Source organism: Pseudoalteromonas sp. CO109Y (assembly GCF_004208935.1).
Lineage (GTDB): Bacteria > Pseudomonadota > Gammaproteobacteria > Enterobacterales > Alteromonadaceae > Pseudoalteromonas > Pseudoalteromonas shioyasakiensis.
In genome coordinates, this window is record NZ_SGPD01000038.1 from 197549 (window position 1) to 217272 (window position 19724).

A 19724-nucleotide genomic window follows, 5' to 3' on the forward strand; every position below is an offset into this window, starting at 1 on the left:
GGCTTTTTGTTGTAATTTATTTCGTTACTTAAACAAACGATTTAAGCCATTTAATGCAGCTACGCGATAGGCTTCAGCCATAGTCGGGTAGTTGAACGTGGTATTTACAAAGTAATCAATGTTATTACCGCCGTTCTTTTGTTCCATAATCGCTTGACCGATGTGAACGATTTCAGAGGCACGCTCACCGAAGCAGTGCACACCCAGTACTTCTTTGGTATCAACATGGAATAAAATCTTTAAGCTACCCACCTCGGTGCCTGCAATTTGTGCACGTGCTAAATGCTTAAATTGAGCGCGGCCTACCTCGTAAGGGACTTTTGCAGCTGTTAACTCTTGCTCTGTTTTACCCACTGAACTCATTTCAGGAATTGTATAAATACCTGCTGGGATATCAATGATCAGCTTTTCATCACAGTTACCACATGCAATCGCATCGGCTGCAATACGGCCTTGGTCAAATGCTGCACTGGCAAGGCTTGGGTAACCTATTACATCGCCCACAGCATAAATGTTGTCGACTTCTGTTTGGTATGTTTCATTCACTCTAAGCTGGCCACGACCATCCGCTTTTAGGCCAACAGCTTCAAGGTTTAATGTGTCTGTGTTACCCGTACGACCATTGGCAAATAAAATACAGTCAGCTTTTACGCGCTTGCCTGATTTTAAGTGCATTACCACACAGTCATCGCGAGTTTCTACGCGATCAAACTCTTCATTATGACGGATAACAATACCGCTATTCCAAAAGTGATAGCTTAGAGCATCTGAAATTTCTGCATCCATAAAGGCAAGTAGGCGGTCACGGGTATTCACTAGGTCAACCTTGGCGCCTAAGCCTTTAAAAATAGAGGCGTATTCACAACCAATTACACCAGCACCATAAATCAGCACACGATGAGGGTCATCTTCAAGGCCTAAAATGGTATCGCTGTCGTATATACGTGGGTGTTTAAAGTCTACACCTGGTGGACGGTAAGGGCGCGAGCCAGTAGCAATAACGATTGTTTGTGCAGTAAGCGTTTCAAACGAACCGTCTAGGTGCGTCACTTTGATAGTGTGTTTATCAATAAATTCAGCATCACCTTGATACATATGAATGCGGTTACGCTCATAAAAGCTGCTGCGTAAATTAGATTGCTTTGAAATGACGTTACTTGCGTGGCGCAAAATATCTGGGAAAGTTAAGCGGTTAGGGCGCTCACTAATATTAAATAGCGGGTTTGCTTTATATTCAATATAACGACTTACAGAGTGACGTAATGCTTTTGACGGGATAGTACCCCAGTGCACACAACCGCCACCTACTGCTTCTTGACGCTCAATAACAGCGACTTTTTTGTTACTTTTAGATAGGTTCATGGCGGTACCTTCACCGCCAGGACCTGTACCTATGATGATCGCATCATATTGATAAGATGGAGTATCTTTTTGTTTTACTTGTTGTTTGGCCACAGCCGCTCCTATGTTAACTAAAAGAGGCTTTTAACAACCTCGCATTTAGTGCAAGCCAAGCCTGCTTTTGGTTTTCCCAAGCGGCTTCAAGCTCGTGATATTGTGTCATTAATGCTGATTTTTCACACTGTTTCATCATTTTATTACGTTTGATTTCTAACACGCGTTTTTGCAAGGCACAGAAGTGTTGCAGTTTTTTCAGCAGTAAATCGTACTCAGATTGTAATAATGTAAGCTTATCTTGCGCTAAAGGCAATTTTGCAAGGCGACCTTGAGTCTTATTCATCAAGGTTTCTGCTTTGGCTTTTTCGATTCGCTCAATTGGTGTGCGCTTTAACTTTGAAGCAAGACCGATTGCCGCTAGAGAGCGGATCATCCACTTAGTTGGATCATAGTGATACCACTTAATGCCATTGCGATAGTCGCTAGCAAAAATGTGATGGAAGTTATGATAGCCTTCACCGTATGTGAATAGCGCTAAAAAGCCATTATCGCGGGCGGTGTTTTTTTCTGTGTACGGACGTGAACCCCAGATATGCGCCAGCGAGTTGATAAAAAAGGTAAAATGTTGGCTCAATACCAAGCGTAGTAAACCAACCAGTAATAACATGCCCCATACATCGCCAAGCATTAAACCAAGTAGTAAAGGAATACCAAAATTAGTCGCGACGACTAACTTCATATAGTGACGGTGTTGCCACATAACGACTTTGTTTTTTTGTAAGTCTCGGCAGTTACTGTAGTTACCGTATTGTTCGCCTTGGTAATCGCGCAGCATCCAACCGATGTGGCTATACCAAAAGCCATTAGTAGCGGCGTAAGGGTCTTTGATTGGATCATCAACTTGACCATGGTGAATACGGTGATCGCTACTCCAGTGCAAGGCACTATTTTGTAATGCAAAAGCACCGCCTAAGGCAAAAATCACTTCAATAACAGGATGCACATCATAGGCTTTGTGTGCCCATAAACGATGATAACCTGCAGTAATAGAAAGTCCGGCGTAGAACATACAGCCAACAAAGGCTATCCACTGTGTACTGGTGTATCCGTAGCTAAAGCCATACCAAGGAACAAGGGTGATCGCGGCCAAAAATGTAAGGCTAAAAAATAGCACATTGGTCCAAATAATCGGTGGTTTTTTCATCTGAATAAATCTCGGCGTACAGTTGTACGCTAAAATAGTGTTTCATTCTCTCCGCGTCAAGTATTAGACTGTCTCATTAACCGAAAAATCATTAAAAGTTCACGCTGGGAGTTTCCATGTCGGGTGTTAGAGCGCAACAGAAACAAAAAACACGACAAGCACTAATCGAGGCTGCATTCAATCAATTGAGTGCCGATCATAGTTTTTCTAATTTAAGCTTGCGTGAAGTTGCCCGTGAAGCAGGGATTGCACCTACCTCTTTTTACCGCCATTTTAAAGACATGAATGAGCTTGGTTTGACCATGGTTGATGAAGCTGGTTTAACACTTCGCCAGCTTATGCGCCAAGCGCGTCGCCGTATTGAGAGCGGCGGTAGTGTGATCACGACATCAATCGTTACCTTTATGGAGTTCATCGATAACTCGAGCAACCAATTTAGATTGTTATTGCGTGAGCGCTCAGGAACTTCAAAAGCATTTCGTGCCGCGGTTGCTCGTGAAATTAAACATTTCATTTTAGAGCTTGCGCATTACCTTGAAAGCGAAACACCATGCGATCCAACTCATGCATATATTCAAGCCGAAGCCATGGTGACTTTAGTATTTAACGCCGGTGCCGAAGCCCTCGATATTGAAGGGACACAACGTGAAGAACTGGTTGAACGCTTGATCTGGCAATTACGTTATATTGCTCGCGGTGCCACTTTATACGTGCGTGATAGTAACCAATCGCAAAAGTTAATCTAAGCAATAGAGGCTTTACCTTCCGAAACTTTAAACGTTCAATACACTCAATGAGGGTTAATTAACCTTAAAAATGCATTTTTGTGGATTTTTAATTTCATTAAGGCGATTTAAAAATCGCTTTTGTGGAAAAATTATGCTTGCAAGCAAGTTTTTTGAATGTTAAAAATACAGCCACTGAACACACATTTAGTAAATTAAGATGCAAATTACACATTCAATTACATTAAAACTAAACCTCTTACTGCTTAAATCAGTGAGCGGGGCTTAGTGTATTTGCATTTGTAGAACATTAAAAAACCCCGCAACCGCGGGGTTTTTTTTATCTCGCTAATGGGTCATTGGGAACGAGGACAGTTTATGAAAGATAAGGTTTGGATTTTTGACACAACGTTACGTGATGGTGAGCAAGCATTAAAAGCAAGCCTAACCGAAGACGACAAAATTCAACTTGCGCATACCATTAGCCGCTTAAATGTGGATGTAATGGAAGTGGGTTTTCCGGTATCTAGCCCGGCAGATTTTCGTTCTGTACAGCGAATTGCGACTGAAGTGAAAGGGCCGATTATTTGTGGCTTAGCACGTGCTGTAGCAAAAGATATTGAAGCATGTGGTGAAGCACTTCGCCCGGCAGAGCAGGGCCGTATTCATACATTTATTGCAACCAGTCCATTACACCTTGAACACAAATTACGTATGAGCTTAGACGATGCAACAGCGATGGCTGTTAAGTCGATTAAACTTGCGCGTAACTACACCGATGACGTTGAGTTTTCGTGTGAAGATGCAGGTCGTACACCGCATTGGGATTTATGCCGTATCGTTGAAAGTGCTATTGATGCCGGTGCATCAACTATCAACTTACCTGACACCGTGGGCTATGTAACGCCAGACGAATACGCTGCGATGATCCATCACTTAATGAACAATGTGCCAAATATCGACAAGGCGCGTTTAAGCGTGCATTGTCATAACGATTTAGGTTTAGCGGTTGCTAACTCAATCGCAGCGGTACAAGCCGGTGCTCGCCAAATCGAATGTACGATTAATGGCATTGGTGAGCGCGCAGGTAACTGTTCGCTTGAAGAAGTGGCGATGATCATGAAGATGCGTGAAGACCACTTAAAAGTGCATACCGATATTCGCAGTGAAGAAATTTACCGTGCTTCGCGTCAAGTCGCGAAGATTTGTAATATGCCAGTACAACCAAACAAAGCAATTGTTGGTGAAAATGCCTTTGCACACAGTTCAGGGATCCACCAAGACGGCGTATTAAAAGCCCAAAACACTTACGAAATAATGTCGCCAGAAAGTGTCGGTGTACCTAATAACCAATTAAACATGACTTCGCGTTCAGGTCGTCATGTTATTGAGCATCGTTTAGAAGAGTTAGGCTATCAAAAATCTGATTACGATATGGATAGCTTATACAGCAGCTTCTTAGCATTAGCAGACCAAAAAGGTACTGTGTATGACTACGACTTAGAAGCGATGATTTACTTTAACCAAATCAAAGATAAAGACGAGAAGTACCAACTTGAGTTTGTTAACTCTACGTCTAACTCACAATCGGTGGCGAGCTCAACAATCGGCATGACAATTGATGGCGAGTCTAAGCAAGAGGCAGCAACGGGTAATGGTCCTGTTGAAGCATCATTCTTAGCAATTGAGCGCTTAACGGGTATGTCGGTCGAAATGATTGAATACAACCTAGAAGCAACAGGCCAAGGTGCCAGCTCGCTAGGACAAGTGAATATTATTGCTAAATACGATGGTCGCCCATATCACGGCGCGGGCATTGCAGCGGATGTGGTTGAAGCGTCGGTACGCGCTATGATCCGCGTTTATAACTTAATTTATCGTGCACAAAAAGTGTCTGATTTAAAACAACAGAGGAAAGCAGGATGAGTCAATCGAATTACAGTATCGCAGTATTAGCAGGCGACGGGATTGGTCCAGAAGTTATGGCAGCAGCAGAAACCGTCTTGGATGCTGTAAGCGAAAAGTTTGGTTTTACTTTGACTCGTCATCACCACGCGATTGGTGGTGCTGCCATTGATGAGTTTGGTCAGGCACTGCCGCAAAGCACTCTTAGTGCTTGTGAAAATGCCGATGCGATTTTATTTGGCTCAGTAGGTGGCCCTAAGTGGGAAAACTTACCACCGAACGAGCAACCAGAGCGAGCTTCGTTGTTGCCACTGCGCAAGCATTTTGGTTTGTTCTGTAATTTACGCCCAGCACAATTACTACCAGCACTAAGCGCTGCGTCACCGCTGCGTGCAGATATCAGCGCACAAGGCTTTGATATCTTATGTGTTCGCGAGCTAACAGGCGGTATTTATTTCGGTGAAAAAGGCCGCAGTGGCGAAGGTGAGCAAGAAGCCGCTTTCGATACCCAAACATATTCACGTAAAGAAATTGAGCGCATCGCACGCTTTGCCTTTGAAGCCGCAAAGCTGCGTAGTAATCATGTTACCTCGGTTGATAAAGCGAATGTGTTAGCGACCAGCGTACTTTGGCGTGAAGTAGTCTCTGAAGTAAGCAAAGATTACCCAGAAGTAAGCCTTGACTACATTTATGTTGATAACGCGGCAATGCAGTTAGTTAAACAGCCAAGTCAGTTTGATGTATTACTTTGCGATAACTTGTTTGGCGACATTTTGTCTGATGAGTGCGCGATGATCACCGGCTCTATGGGCTTATTACCATCAGCGAGTTTAAATCAGTCTGGCTTTGGTTTGTATGAGCCAGCTGGTGGCTCAGCACCTGATATCGCTGGTAAAGGGGTGGCAAACCCAATCGCACAAATTTTAAGTGCTGCGCTTATGTTGCGTTACTCACTAGGACAAGATGAAGCGGCTCGTACGATTGAAAAAGCGGTAGCAGAAGCGGTTGAGGCCGGTGTTGGTACGCCAGATATTTACCCAAATGCAGGGTACACCACCAGTGATGTTGCTGCGGCAATTGTGGCACGTATTTAATTAAAAATTGTTTGCGCTGAGCTCGTCACTCAGCGTAACTAAAATGAGGGAATAGCAAGTGGCCCAAACCTTATACGATAAAATTTGGCAAGCTCATGTAGTCGCCAGTATAAATGATCAAACCGATTTACTTTATATCGACCGTCACCTAGTTCACGAAGTTACATCGCCGCAAGCCTTTGCTGGTTTACGTGAGAAAAACCGCAAAGTACGTTGCCCAGAAAAAACTTTTGCGACCATGGACCATAACGTTTCAACAAAAAGCCGTTCATTAGATGCTGCGAGTGAAGTGTCGAAAAATCAATTAATGGCACTGGATGCAAACTGTAAAGAGTTTGGTATTCAACTTTATGATTTAAATTCGATTAATCAAGGTATTGTGCATGTAATGGGGCCTGAACAGGGCATTACCTTACCGGGCACAACCATAGTGTGTGGTGACAGCCATACCTCTACCCATGGTGCATTTGGTGCATTAGCGCACGGTATTGGTACTTCAGAAGTTGAGCATGTACTAGCCACTCAAACGCTACAGCAGAAAAAAGCAAAGTCATTAAAAATTCAAATAAATGGTCGCCTGCGCCCAACCGTTACTGCCAAAGATTTAATCATGGCTGTGATCGGTAAATTAGGCACTGCGGGTGGTACTGGCTATGTTGCTGAGTTTTGTGGCGAAGGGATCGAAGCGCTGTCTATGGAAGCGCGTATGACGCTTTGTAATATGAGTATTGAAATGGGCGCAAAAGCGGGTTTAATCGCACCAGATCAAACAACTTATGATTATTTAAAAGGTCGCCCATTTGCACCACAAGGTGCTGACTTTGATAGTGCCGTTGCCTACTGGCAAACACTAAAAACAGATGAAGGCGCAGAGTTTGATCATGTAGTTGAATTAGAGGCCGCTGATATTCAACCGCAAATTACTTGGGGTACCAGCCCTGAGCAAGTGATTGGCGTAGATGAATTCATTCCTGATCCTGAGCAAGAACCAGATTTAATCAAAGCTGATGCGATTCGTAGCGCACTAAAATATATGGGCTTAAAAGCAGGCGATAAATTATCTTCAGCGACTGTTGATACCGTATTTATTGGCTCATGTACAAATAGCCGAATTGAAGATTTACGTGCTGCCGCGCAAATTGTTGAAGGTAAGCAGGTTGCTGCGGGTGTTGAAGCGCTGATTGTTCCAGGCTCAGGCCTTGTTAAAAAACAAGCCGAAGACGAAGGACTTGCAGATATCTTTAAAGCAGCTGGCTTTGAATGGCGTGAGCCAGGTTGTTCAATGTGCTTAGCAATGAATGACGACAGATTAGAAGCCGGTAAACGCTGTGCGTCGACCTCTAATCGTAACTTTGAAGGTCGCCAAGGTCGCGGTGGCCGCACTCACTTAGTGAGCCCTGCAATGGCTGCGGCAGCGGCAATTCATGGTCGTTTTGTTGATATCAGAGGAGAAGCCTAATGAGTGTATTTTTTAGTGGCTTAATGGCCCCGTTAGATAAAAACAATGTTGATACTGACCAAATAATTCCAAAGCAATTTTTAACTTCGACCAGCCGTGATGGCTTTGATGCGGCGCTTTTCTACGATTGGCGTTATTTAGATAACGGCGAGCCAAACCCTGAGTTTATTTTGAACCGCCCTTGTTACCAAGGTGCGCAAATTCTTTTAACTCGCGACAACTTTGGTTGTGGTTCATCGCGTGAGCACGCGCCATGGGCATTAAAGCAATATGGTTTTGAAGTTATCTTAGCGGAAAGTTTTGCCGATATTTTCTTTAATAACTGCGGCAATAACCAAATGCTTGCTATCGCATTACCAGCAGAAACACTTGAGCAATTATTTGTGCTGAGTGAACAGCATGATGATATTCATATCGAAGTTGATTTAGAAAACCAACAACTTCGTAGCGATAAGTTTGACACTATTCACTTTGGTATTCGCCATGACATTAAAGAGCGTTTATTAAGCGGTTTAGACTTTATCGGTGTGACTGAAACACTTAACAGCCAAATTGATGCCTTTGAGCAGCAACTTGCAGCAGAACGCCCTTGGCAATAACCTGTTTTTTCCATGTGAACCTAAACGCGGCCAAGGCCGCGTTTTTATTTGTTTCTAAAAAAGAAAGTTGCTAATTTGGTTGGTAAAATAACGAAAACAACAAATAACTATGTGGCCTCTTTCTCCTAAATCTATCGGCATCTTGATGGGTGTGCTTTATGGCATCAGCATGCGCATCTTTCTTGAAGTTAGCGGAACCTTTAATTTCGGTAGCCTTGTTACTATTTCGTTTATGTTTTTAGTGCCTGTTGCTATTGGGTTTATACGGGTACATTTTGAGTATAATCAACTATCGCCGATGACATATGGAAGAATGGCGGTAGTCGCTTGGCAACCTATTTTTGTGTTCTTATTTGTCAGCGTAGTAACTCTTTTAGAGGGAAGTATCTGCGTTGCAATGGCTCTCCCTGCATTTATGTTTTTTGCTAGTATTGGCGGTATGTTAGCAGGGCTATGCCACCGCCTTTGGGCAAAGAAAAGCAACAAAGCGGTGATGTCGGTAGCTTTGTTGCCGTTGATCCTTTCTCCTTTAGAGCTCAACTTTTTACACTTATCGAAAACTTACGAAGTTAAAAATACAATTGTTATCAATGTGCCTGTTGATGTTGTGTGGCAACAATTAGCTAATGTTAGCCAAATTCATGAGGGCGAATATCCAAGTTCATTTTCGCAATTAATTGGTATTCCTAGGCCAATTCGAGCTGATATGAGTGGTGGTGGGGTAGGTGCAATTAGAACCAGCCAGTGGCAGAAAAATGTTGTATTTAAAGAAGTGATAACCGAGTGGCTGCCGAATGAGAAAATGCTTTATAACTTTGAGATTGACCCAGAGTTAATTTCTGATCATGCACTTGATCAGCATGTGAAATTAGGTGGGGAATATTTTTCGCCACTGCATGGTGGTTATGAGTTAGTTGCAAGTGGTAATAATCAAACGCTGTTAAGCCTTAAAACGACGGTACTTGATAACACTAACTTTGGCATTTATTCGCGAGTATGGGGGGAAGTGATCTTTCAGGATTTTCACCGAGCACTTCTCAAGCTAATGAAAGATCGCGCTGAAAATGACAACAAATTAGTTGTAAAAACAGGATAACCACTCGCTGTCTAGCAGCTTATCGTAATTGTTTTCTTTATGGCCATTAAACTATTAGCCTAGACTGAAATTTTATTTAGGGAACACACCATGAAATACTTAGTAGCATCGATGCTCGTGGCAGCATCATCATTAGCGGCTGCACGACCGGCACCATTAGTGTCAATTCCAAGCCATGATGGCTTTTTTGATAATATTGCTGCCCATTGCGGTAAAGCTTACGAAGGTAAAGTGAGCGTTGATAACGCTGCTGGCCCGAGCTCATTTGCGGGCAAAAAGTTAGTAATGCATGTACGTCGTTGTAACGAGCGTGAGTTACAAGTGCCATTTCATGTAGGTGATGATGCATCTCGTACTTGGATCATCACAAAAACGGGCAGTGGACTTAGTTTAAAGCATGACCATCGTCATAAAGATGGCAGCGATGATAAATCAACCATGTATGGTGGCCATACCCTTGATGCGGGTTTTGCTAACGCGCAGTCGTTCCCGGCTGATCAGTATTCAAAAGAGTTGTTTGTGAGCCAAGGTATTCCCCAATCAATGGGTAACACGTGGCAAATGTATATTTATCCTAAGCAATTTACGTATCGCTTAGTGCGTGAAGGGCGTGAATTTCGTGTTGATTTTGACTTAACTAAACCTATCACGCCGCCAAACGCGCCGTGGGGATATGAAGACTAGTGCTATTTAGCTTCGTCTTCACACTGTAAAACAACCGTTAAAGGTGGCTGATAGGCGCGTGGTTTAGTTGGAAAACGTTCATACTCCTGCACCCCATCAGTCACTCTTAGCATAAAAGGTTTGTCTCTACATAAGCGACTTGCATGGCGAAGTAAGAATACGCTTTGATTGCGAAAGTGCTTGTAGTCGTCAGACTGAATTTCGAGGTGGTAGCGGCCGTCGGCCAACTTAGTTTGGTAGTAGTGGACTTTTTCGTCGAAGTCATAGAGCTTTTCGGTTTCGCCTTTTGCTGCCTGCGCATTACTGCACCCCGCTAACATTAAAACGGCGCTGATTAATAGTGCTTGTGTACTTCTCACTTCACTCATAAACACTTAACTCCATGTGATTAATACCTTGTTTCATCGAGATGTTGAACCTGAGTTAGCATCCATAGTCAAACTAAGGTAACGTTACGTCTTACATGTAGTCTAACACCCAAAAAGGGAAAATGTGATGCTCAATAAAATAAAACAGCTGTTTTCAGCGCTGAATGATACCCAATCTAGCATTGCTGAGCATGACCTAAAAACCGCCGTTGCTGCGTTATTAATTGAGGTTATGCGTGCAGATAATGAGTTACAAGATGATGAGCAACAGACCCTGAATGAGACCTTAAAGAAGTATTTCTCGCTCAACGAAGAAGAGGTTCAAGAGTTAGTTGCAAGTGCATCGCAAAGCTTAGATGATGCAATAGATTACTTTCAGTTTTCAAAACAAGTTAATGCCCAGTGCAGTGCCGAGCAGCGTATTGAAATCATCGAGCTGTTGTGGCGTTTAGCCTACGCAGATGGCAATTTAGATAAGCATGAAGAAATGGTTATTCGCCGCGTCGCAAGCTTGCTGTATGTAACTCATGAAGACTTTATCGCTGCTAAGCTAGCAGCGACAAAACTAAGCTAGGGCTATTAAATCAGGCTTACTTATTTAATTTGCTCGCTACGCTCACAAGTTGCTGGGCAAGGCTGGCAACTTGCTCGGCTGTATCAGCATCGCTGATGCGGCCTTGCTCATCTAATTTAGTGTGGATAGCAGGTACTGCGAGTTGATCTGCAAGTACTAAACTACCAATACCTGATAAAATATCACGCACGTGATTTAAACCACGTAAGCCACCTAAACCACCCGGTGAAGATGCATAAAGTGCAGTCACTTTATTACGAAATGCAGGCACTGCGCCTTGCTCTGTACGAGAAGCCCAATCGATTGCGTTTTTAAGTGGCGCTGTAATTGAGCCATTATATTCTGGGCTTGCTAATAAAATGCCATCAGCAGCGCGAAGCTTATCTTTTAATAATTGTGCGCCAGCAGGTGTACCTTGCGCTTCAATATCTTCATCAAATAATGGTAAGTCTAAATCACTTAATTTAATCACTTCTACTTCAGCACCACTTTCGAGGGCGAAGCGTGCAGCTTCATTAATCAGTTTTTGATTAAAGCTGTCTTTACGTAGGCTGCCTGCTAGGGCAATAATTTTTGGTGCTGTCATGATGGCTTCCTTTTTTAAGCTTCACTGTTGATATACTCACTGTAGCAAAAAACAGCTTGCAGAAAAGCCAAATAAACGCAAAACTTATGTGCGTATATGCACACAAGGAGCCGTTATGGCGATTCAATTTGATGATTGGCAAGATGTAAAAGTCGCTTATGAGGTGGCAAGGCTCGGCACGTTAACCGCTGCTGCCGAATCGTTAGGTGTTCACCACAGCACAGTGCTTAGAAGAATCAATAATTTAGAAGATAACCTTGATGCGCGGTTATTCCACCGCCATGCCCGTGGCTATACAGTGACAGAAATAGGCGCTAAGTTGTTTGCGACTGCAAAATCGATTAACGCTGAACTTGAAAAACTTCACAACGATATTATTGCCGCTGATAGCCAACTGCGAGGCAGTTTATTATTAACCACGGTCAGTGGTTTTATTGATGTGCTTAGTGATGTCTGTGAGCAGTTTCAAAGTCTGCACCCGCAAGTGCAACTCGAAGTTATTCTTGATCAAAACCGTTTACGCCTTGATCACGGTCAGGCGCACATTGCTGTGCGAGCGGGTCCTCGGCCTGATGAAGGCGACTATATTGCCCAGCATTTAGCTGAACTTTCGTCAGGGTTTTATGCCTCTAAAAGTTATATTGAAAAGTATGGCATGCCAAAGAATATTGAGCAGTTGCAACAGCATAGTTTTGTTTCTGGGGTGGCTGGCTATAACGGTAAAGTGCCTTATTTTGCATGGGTTGATCAACATATTGAACCTTCGCAAATTAAGTTACGGGTATCTGAAACATCAGAAGCTACAAGGGCGATTGTGAGAGGCTTAGGAATTGGTGGTTTACAGCATGAAGTGGCAAGCCAATACCCTGATCTGCTGCCAGTGCTTCCTAAAGAGCTAAACTGGCCAACGGATCTTTGGCTGGTAACGCATCACTTGGTGCATCGCACAGCCAAAGTCCAAGCATTTAGTCAGCTTTTAAAAGCCTATTTTAAAGATTTAAAAGCTTAAACAGACTTTTTAACGCTAATGCCTAGCCGTTTGGCTAGGCGCACAAGGTTGGCTCTATCAACACTTAAGCTACGTGCTGTGGCAGCCCAATTTAGGTTATGTAGTTCAAGTTGTTGCATAATCAATTGATAACTAAAAGCGTCGGTTGCCTCTTTCAGCGATAAGCGAGTGGCTTTTTGTTCGTTAACTACAACAGGGCTTGGTGCAGCAACGGTCGTGTTAGCGATATCACAATGCTCAGGCTCGATTGTGACAATGCTTTGTTGCCATTGCTGCTGCTTGGCTTTGAGTGCTGCGCGGCTGATCACATGTTCAAGCTCTCTCACATTGCCTGGCCAATCATATTGACGCAGTAGTAACTGTGTATCGCTACTAAGCTTAAGTTGCTTAATTGCCAATTTTTTAGATGTTTGCTCAATAAAAAAGCCTGCCAATAAAATAACATCGCTATCGCGCTCTTTTAACGGTGCAACATGCAATGGGTAAACGCTTAAGCGATGATAAAGGTCTGCACGAAAGCGCCCCGCAGCGACTTCTTGTTTTAAATCGCGGTTGGTAGCTGCAATCACTCTGACATCAACATAACGGCTCTGATCTTCCCCCACCGTTTGTACTTCACCACTTTGTAATACGCGCAATAGCTTACTTTGCATAGCAAGCGGAAGCTCGCCGATTTCATCTAAAAATAGCGTACCACCATCGGCGAGTTGAAACTTACCCTGGCGCGCAATATGTGCCCCAGTAAATGCGCCTTTACTGTGACCAAAAAATTCACTTTCTGCTAAGTTCTCTGGTAACGATGCGCAGTTTAAGTGGATCAACGGCATGTCGCGGCGTTTTGAGTTTAAATGGATATTGCGCGCAACGAGTTCTTTCCCGACGCCTGTGTCGCCTTGTATCAATACGCTAAATTCTGAGGCAGCCACCAGCTGAATATCATTTTTAAGGGTCTGCATTGCTTGGCTATTACCAATAATTTCGACACCTTCTCGTGTTAGTGCCTCAAGGTTAAGCTGCTGCGCAACTTGATGGTTGTGCTGTGCGTGCTGCATAAAATGCTGCAAGGTTAGGGCATGCTCAACATAGCCTGCAGCTAGCTGTTTTAGTTGATTGAGCTCGTTCATTGCTAAAGCGTCAAAGGCATGTTCATCTAAACTATCAAAGGTCAAAACACCCAATAGTTCGTTGTTATCTTTGCTACTCAGCAGCGGCACGCCCATGCAGGCATGAACAGGAAAGTCGCCATGCTGGCTTTGTAATAAACCATCGTAGGGGTCGGGTAGGCCACAATCTTTGGCAAATTTTAGCGGTTCACTGCCACGGCATATTTCAAATAAGCGCGGATGCTCCGCTATTTTAAAGCGTCTTCCTAACGTATCGTCCGACAACCCATGAAGGGCTACGGGCTTTAACACATCGCCTTGTTTCAATAATAAGGCAACTGCATCACATTCAAGCCAATCATTAATGCAGCTCAACAGATAACTGAAATTATGATCAACACTGCTTGCTTTGGTAAGTGCAAGTGCAACATCAAGAAGAGATTTTTTGAGCGTCATGTCAATTTGACCTGAATGTGTTTTATTGATGTTTTTAATTGTGTGTCATTTTGACTTGTTTATCAAGTGTCTAAATTTAATGCATTGATATTTAATGGTTTTTATTTTTGGCTTGAACTGTGCAATAGCTGGGGAAATTAAACGCTGAGAGCACGAATGAAAGTCATTAATTTAACTGAACCTATGCCAACTAAGATCAAATTTTATCAACTCAGCCAGTGGCCGTTATGGGCATTAGCATTTCGGCCTTTTTTCTTGGCGGCAGGTGCCTTAGCTGTATTTGCTATGAGTTACTGGTTTTTAATCTTGGCGGGCTATGCACAGTGGCACCTAACAATGCCCGCAACGCTTTGGCATGCTCACGAAATGCTGTTTGGCTTTGCAAGCGTGGTTGCCATGGGCTTTTTGCTAACCGCCGCACAAACATGGACAGGTGTGGCGAGTGTAAGTGGTATTAAGCTTTGTTTGCTTAGCATGATTTGGCTTGCTGCAAGGCTTAGTTTTTTTATTGAGATTGCAGGGTTCGAGCAGCTAAACCTTTATCTTGTTAGTGCGCTACAACTCGTTTGGTGGCTAGCTGGAATTATTATTCTAGCTGACATGCTGATACAGGCAAAAAGCAGCCATAACTACTTATTTGTTGTCATCGCATCTTTGCTCTGTGCGCTCAATGTGATTTTTTTGAGCTTAGTTGTACTTAATAAAATGTCGCTGGCACTGGGGGTTGTTGATACCGCTGTACTTATCATGACACTGCTAGTTGGTGTTGTGGCTGGGCGAGTTGTGCCATTTTTTACCGCGCGCGGCCTTAACCTAAGTGAACAAGTTGGAACCCCCAAGCTCGATAAATTAGTCGTATTTAGCTCACTTTTCGCCATTGCGTGGTTTTTTATGAGTCAGCTATTTTTTAGCGCAATGAGCACCGGTTGGGTTTTTGCTTGGCTTGCTTGTTTACATTCAGCCCGGTGTGTTTTGTGGTGGCATAAAGGCATTCTAAAAGTGCCTTTGCTATGGTCATTACATGTGGCTTATTGGGCTTTATCGGTTGGTTTAATACTCGTCGCGCTGAGCTATTTCAGCCCTATTATCTTATTCAAAGATGCGCTTCATCTGATCACTGTTGGCACCATAGGTGTGATGATCATCGCCATGATGGTACGTGTCTCTCATGGTCACACTGGGCGCGCATTACAAGCCCCTGCGTACATTAGTTTGGCATTTGTACTCATTGTGATAGCTGCCATTGTACGTTCGTTACTTCCCGTTTATTTAGGTCATTACCTTGCATGGCAGTTAAGTGCGTTGCTGTGGGTTGCTGGCTTTAGCTTATTTTTATTTCATTGTGCGCCCATCTTAGTGAATCGTCGTGTTGATGGTCGCCGCGGTTAATCTCTCCAATAGGAAAAACTATGTTATCTGAAAAAACGATCCAGATTGTTAAAAGTACTTTGCCGTTGCTTGCACAAGCAGGCCCTCAAGTGACTGAGTATTTTTATGATCGTATGTTTAGCTACAACCCTGAGCTTAAAAATATTTTTAATATGACACATCAGCAATCGGGCTCTCAGCAATTTGCGCTGTTTAATGCCTTAGCTGCCTACGCGGCAAATATTGATAACTTGGCAGTGTTAAAAGATGCGCTTGCGCGCATTAATCATAAACACACCAGTTACCATATTTTGCCAGAGCATTATCCTATTGTTGGTGGACATTTGATTGCGACTTTAAAAGAGTTATTGCCAGAACAATTTACCCCTGAGGTTGAGTATGCGTGGCGTGAAGCCTATTCGTTATTAGCTGATGTATGTATTAATGAGGAGATGTCGCTATATCAAAAAACCAAAAAGGCGCCGGGAGGATGGTTTGGTACCCGTACTTTCACTATTACAGAAAAACGTATGGAGTCATCGCAAATTTGTAGTTTCACATTAACGCCTGCCGATGCAAAGCCTGTTGTGGCGTATTTACCAGGCCAATATTTAGGGATTAAAGTAACGCCTGCAAACAGTGATTTAACGCAAGTTAGGCAATACTCTTTATCGCAGCAAAGTAATAGTTGTAATTACCGTATTAGCGTGAAAAAAGAAGGCTTGGTATCTAACTACCTACATAGCTTAACTGAGGGGGATGAGGTAGAAATTTACCCACCCGCAGGCGACTTTGTGCTTCGCGAAATTGACTCGCCTGTTGTATTGATTTCAGCGGGAGTTGGTCAAACCCCGATGATGGCGATGCTCGAAACACTATTAAGTAATCAACCTAATCAGCCAATTCATTACCTGCATGCTTGCGACAGTGAGACGCAGTTTGCCTATAAAGAGTACTTATTTAAGCAACAGCAAGCGCACGCTTCATTACATTGTGTTACCTGGTTTAAAGATAGCAAGGGGGGCGATTTTGCGGGCTTAATGGATGTAAACCACATCGCAGAAAGCTTACCAATAAGCAAAGGTAACTTTTACCTGTGTGGTCCAATCGCCTTTATGGCAATGATAAAAGAGCAACTACTAGGTATTGGGGTTGCAAGTGAACGCATTCATTATGAGGTGTTTGGCCCTCACCAAAGCCTATGATGTAAAAGGCGCAGCCTAAGCTGCGCCTTTTGTTAGTTAACTTCGCACTCTACATTAGGAAGTGGAATACGGAGCTCTTTTTTGGGGTAGTAAAGCAGGCATTGCTCACCTGCTTTTTGCAACACAAACTTCTCAGAAGGAATTGAATGGGCACCCATAATTGGCAGGCCATCAGGCCCTTTGTTGGTGCCGTGGTCAATCAGTAACTCTGCGCTTTTAGTAAACACATCATCGGCTAAGGTGACCAGTGCACCGCCCTTAGCAGACTGAATAGCCTGCTGTATATCAGTAATCACTCCCGGGTTTACCCGAACAAGCGTAGCATCTTGCGGTTGCTCTGCTTGAGTACTTTTACAGCCTGCTATGCTTGCCAGTAAGGTGCAGGTTAAGAACAGTGCTTTATTCATTATCACCTTCCTTAGCTGGTAGCGGACGGGTTAAATCCATATTATTTTTGTAAAGTGTAGTATTAGCTTTTAGCGCAATACCAGCTTCATCAGCAGCATAAGATGAGGTTGTCGCTTGCTTAGCTGTGACACTTTGCGTTACCACTGGGCAACTATCATTCTCAATATGATAAAGCGCTGCACTCAGAAGTGTTTCATCACTATCACCTAACTGGTGGTTAAAGTCGTCATCGAGTTCACAGCCTTTTACATCTGCATCGAATTGCGGTGAAGGAGTTGGTACTAAGCCGTCAGAGTATTCGCCAAAGCCTTTGTAATTCACACCCGTTAGCTGAATGGTATAGTAAGTGGTTGCACAGTTATGTGTTGGGGTAAAACCATATGGTTTACCGCAGGTTTTACCACCTATTAAAACAACTTCAGTATCTATGCCTTTTAAGCCATTGATAAGTGCTTCTGATGCTGAACATGTATTATCAGTGCTGAGTACATAGACTTTCGATAAATTTAAGTCAGGTAGTGTGTTACCTGTTCCCTCGAAAGTAGAATAATCGACTTCAATATCAATAAACGGGTATGGGTCGCTCTCGGGCTGCTTGTCATTTTCAATGACTTGATAGTAAAAATAGTCACTCGTATTGGCTGGACCTGCAATCATATAGGCAAGTTGCGAAGAAAGCGCTAATAAACCACCGCCATTGTATCTAAGGTCGATCACAAGCTCGTCGATATTGTCGGTTTTGAACTTATTCACAGCACTTATCAGCTCAGGCTGAGCAATACTTATATGGCTGTTAAACTGCATGTAGCCAACTTTAGTGCCATCTCCTGTGGTAATAGTATCGACATTTTGTACAGGTGTTTGGGTTATATTACCTGCGACTAGAGTAAACGATTTTTCGGTGCCATCATTACTGCGTACAACAAAATTGTGCGAGTCGCCAGCTGTCGGTCCAAATAGCGCTTCATTTAGAATATCTACGCCTTGTTGGGTATTAGTGTCAATGCTGACGTCGTCGACCATTAAAATAGTATCACCGCGTTGTAAGCCTGCATTTGCAGCTGGTGAGCCACTCTCTAAATAGGCAACACGTAACTCTCGTGGCGGAACATTACTGATAAATGCCCAATTGATACCATAGCCAGAAACCACACCTGATTGCGACTCTTGAAAATACTCATCTGTCGGCCTGCTGAAATGGAATTGATCTTTATAAGCACCAGAGTCTGTTTTTTCGAAGGTTTTTAATTGATCAAAATAAGCGGCGACAGAGCTGAAGTTATCTGGGTCATTGTCTTCTATTTCATCGTACCAAAGATAGGTTTCGTCACTCCATGAACGTAGCCACATCTTCTCGGTAAACTCAGAGCCTGCTGTATCTGGGTAAGGTTGATTATCGTTATATGGATCATTGCCAGTTCGCGGTACAGCGCATTGATCTTTAAATTCGCTTGATGGATCAAAGACACCAGCCGTCCAAGTGGGTTCAGAAGTTGTTGGTGGTGGATTCGTGGTATCGGTATTGCTCGATGAGCCACCACCGCCGCAGCCAGATAAAGACATGCCTGAAGCCGCTAAGAAGACAGCTAAAGCGAGTTTGTTATTTTTAAACATGGTGCTTCCTTTCTTATATAAATTGTTTAAAAACTAACAATTACTTAATCTGAAAGCAATAAATTATAGTGTCTAAAATGTAAACGAATGTGCTGCTAGTTATAAAGACTTTCGATTGCTAATTTCAGCTATTTCAAGCTTTTGCCACGATTCAAATAATTTACGTTGTTTATCAGATATTTTTAAGCCATAGGTTTTTTGCATATAAAAATAGGTATCGGCTATTTGCTTTCTTGCATAAATGGGTGGCTCAAATACGCGTTGCTTAAAATCGATTTTTACGGGACATGCTCCGTAACTTGCGCTTGATGTTGACACCATACCGTAGCGAAAGTTTGAACGGTCAGCATTGATCTCGCCTATAGCGGGGGCAAGGTTATTTATGTCGGCCTCCATTTGACGAAATTTTTCACTGACCTTTACGCAGTTTTTACGACCGCCATCCTGCCAGCATTGTAATTGATGACCAAACTCCCAGGCAGGCACAATGTGCTCCCACTCTATTCTTTTTGCGCGAGCATTCTCTTTTCCTGAACGGGTGACAGAGTTTCTAGGAATATAACCACACGCATCAGGGTCTGGCACAAGTTTTTTACCTTGGCGCTTGATATCGCAACCACAATATAAGCTTTTACTATTGCTTGGTAGATTCTTAATTAAATGCTTTTTGGCACTGTAAAAGCTCGAAAATTCTTTAGCGGATATAGGAAAAGTGAAAATAAAACAAAGGGCTAAGTATAAAAATAAACGCATATCCATCACATCAGTGAACTACAGGAACAGCTATTCTAGAGCGACTATTCTAAAAAGGAAAAGTTTTTCAACTCAGCTATAGTTGTTAGGCCGTTTTTATTAAAGGAATTACAACC

19 protein-coding genes are annotated in these 19724 nt (G+C 43.1%); 11 read left to right on the top strand and 8 right to left on the bottom strand.

The genetic code is table 11. From position 1 onward, the window contains the following. Positions 1-24 precede the first annotated feature (24 nt). Together sthA and EXT43_RS15570 are read right to left on the bottom strand one after the other, a co-directional pair. Complete coding sequence (gene sthA / locus EXT43_RS15565; RefSeq protein ID WP_062564769.1) at positions 25-1455, bottom strand: Si-specific NAD(P)(+) transhydrogenase; 1431 nt, start codon at positions 1453-1455, stop codon at positions 25-27. Positions 1456-1468: 13 nt separating this feature from the next. Beyond that, a complete protein-coding gene (locus EXT43_RS15570) occupies positions 1469-2602 on the bottom strand; it encodes a fatty acid desaturase (protein WP_058586121.1) in 1134 nt (377 codons plus the stop codon). A gap of 116 nt (positions 2603-2718) precedes the next feature. Between EXT43_RS15570 and fabR the strand changes: the two genes are divergently transcribed. The 7 genes from fabR (at position 2719) to EXT43_RS15605 (ending at position 10164) form a co-directional block, all read left to right on the top strand. Next, positions 2719-3348, top strand: coding sequence for an HTH-type transcriptional repressor FabR (gene fabR, locus EXT43_RS15575; protein WP_054562898.1), 630 nt, complete (start codon positions 2719-2721; stop codon positions 3346-3348). Between the two features lie 357 nt (positions 3349-3705). Continuing rightward, entirely contained in the window at positions 3706-5253 is a 1548-nt protein-coding gene (gene leuA, locus EXT43_RS15580; protein ID WP_063528590.1) for a 2-isopropylmalate synthase, read from the top strand. Next, positions 5250-6326 carry a 3-isopropylmalate dehydrogenase gene (gene leuB, locus EXT43_RS15585; RefSeq protein ID WP_054554475.1) on the top strand — a complete coding sequence of 359 codons (1077 nt, stop codon included), beginning with the start codon at positions 5250-5252 and terminating at the stop codon, positions 6324-6326. The genes leuA and leuB overlap by 4 nt, the downstream gene beginning before the upstream one ends. A gap of 58 nt (positions 6327-6384) precedes the next feature. Then, complete coding sequence (gene leuC, locus EXT43_RS15590) at positions 6385-7785, top strand: 3-isopropylmalate dehydratase large subunit (RefSeq protein WP_054554474.1); 1401 nt, start codon at positions 6385-6387, stop codon at positions 7783-7785. Next, positions 7785-8384, top strand: a complete 600-nt coding sequence (gene leuD, locus EXT43_RS15595) for a 3-isopropylmalate dehydratase small subunit (protein ID WP_130167386.1) — start codon at positions 7785-7787, stop codon at positions 8382-8384. The genes leuC and leuD overlap by 1 nt, the downstream gene beginning before the upstream one ends. A 169-nt stretch (positions 8385-8553) precedes the next feature. Then, positions 8554-9480 (top strand): SRPBCC family protein, encoded by a 927-nt coding sequence (locus EXT43_RS15600; protein ID WP_346469943.1) that lies wholly within the window; start codon positions 8554-8556, stop codon positions 9478-9480. Between the two features lie 90 nt (positions 9481-9570). After that, complete coding sequence (locus tag EXT43_RS15605) at positions 9571-10164, top strand: hypothetical protein (protein WP_063528591.1); 594 nt, start codon at positions 9571-9573, stop codon at positions 10162-10164. 2 nt (positions 10165-10166) lie between these two features. Here EXT43_RS15605 and EXT43_RS15610 read toward each other — a convergent pair whose 3' ends face one another. Then, positions 10167-10532: a hypothetical protein gene (locus EXT43_RS15610; RefSeq protein ID WP_055198597.1), complete on the bottom strand. Its 366-nt coding sequence runs from the start codon at positions 10530-10532 to the stop codon at positions 10167-10169. Between the two features lie 127 nt (positions 10533-10659). Between EXT43_RS15610 and EXT43_RS15615 the strand changes: the two genes are divergently transcribed. Then, positions 10660-11106 carry a TerB family tellurite resistance protein gene (locus EXT43_RS15615; protein WP_058586124.1) on the top strand — a complete coding sequence of 149 codons (447 nt, stop codon included), beginning with the start codon at positions 10660-10662 and terminating at the stop codon, positions 11104-11106. 16 nt (positions 11107-11122) lie between these two features. On the opposite strand, the gene EXT43_RS15620 is transcribed toward EXT43_RS15615, so the two are convergent. Further along, positions 11123-11692 (bottom strand): NAD(P)H-dependent oxidoreductase, encoded by a 570-nt coding sequence (locus tag EXT43_RS15620; RefSeq protein WP_054562889.1) that lies wholly within the window; start codon positions 11690-11692, stop codon positions 11123-11125. A gap of 115 nt (positions 11693-11807) precedes the next feature. Here EXT43_RS15620 and EXT43_RS15625 point away from each other — a divergent pair, with 115 nt between their 5' ends. After that, on the top strand, positions 11808-12701 hold the full coding sequence (locus tag EXT43_RS15625) for a LysR family transcriptional regulator (RefSeq protein WP_054562888.1): 894 nt from the start codon (positions 11808-11810) through the stop codon (positions 12699-12701). Here EXT43_RS15625 and norR read toward each other — a convergent pair. Continuing rightward, positions 12698-14260 (bottom strand): nitric oxide reductase transcriptional regulator NorR, encoded by a 1563-nt coding sequence (norR, locus tag EXT43_RS15630; protein ID WP_063528593.1) that lies wholly within the window; start codon positions 14258-14260, stop codon positions 12698-12700. The two genes, EXT43_RS15625 and norR, sit on opposite strands and share 4 nt — an antisense overlap. Before the next feature lie 156 nt (positions 14261-14416). On the opposite strand from norR, the gene EXT43_RS15635 reads away from it, so the two are divergent. Then, a complete protein-coding gene (locus EXT43_RS15635; protein ID WP_130167388.1) occupies positions 14417-15649 on the top strand; it encodes an NnrS family protein in 1233 nt (410 codons plus the stop codon). A 20-nt stretch (positions 15650-15669) separates the two neighbouring features. After that, the gene (hmpA, locus tag EXT43_RS15640) at positions 15670-16833 is read left to right on the top strand and encodes an NO-inducible flavohemoprotein (RefSeq protein WP_130167389.1); all 1164 of its coding nucleotides are present in this window, start codon (positions 15670-15672) and stop codon (positions 16831-16833) included. Between the two features lie 32 nt (positions 16834-16865). Here the strand turns inward: hmpA and EXT43_RS15645 are convergent, their stop codons facing one another. From EXT43_RS15645 to EXT43_RS15655, 3 genes are all read right to left on the bottom strand, one after another. After that, positions 16866-17240: a hypothetical protein gene (locus EXT43_RS15645; RefSeq protein ID WP_062564780.1), complete on the bottom strand. Its 375-nt coding sequence runs from the start codon at positions 17238-17240 to the stop codon at positions 16866-16868. Further along, on the bottom strand, positions 17233-18855 hold the full coding sequence (locus EXT43_RS15650; RefSeq protein WP_130167390.1) for a S41 family peptidase: 1623 nt from the start codon (positions 18853-18855) through the stop codon (positions 17233-17235). Before EXT43_RS15650 ends, EXT43_RS15645 begins: the two co-directional genes overlap by 8 nt. Positions 18856-18954: 99 nt before the next feature. Next, positions 18955-19608 (bottom strand): endonuclease, encoded by a 654-nt coding sequence (locus tag EXT43_RS15655; protein ID WP_063527405.1) that lies wholly within the window; start codon positions 19606-19608, stop codon positions 18955-18957. Positions 19609-19724 lie beyond the last annotated feature (116 nt).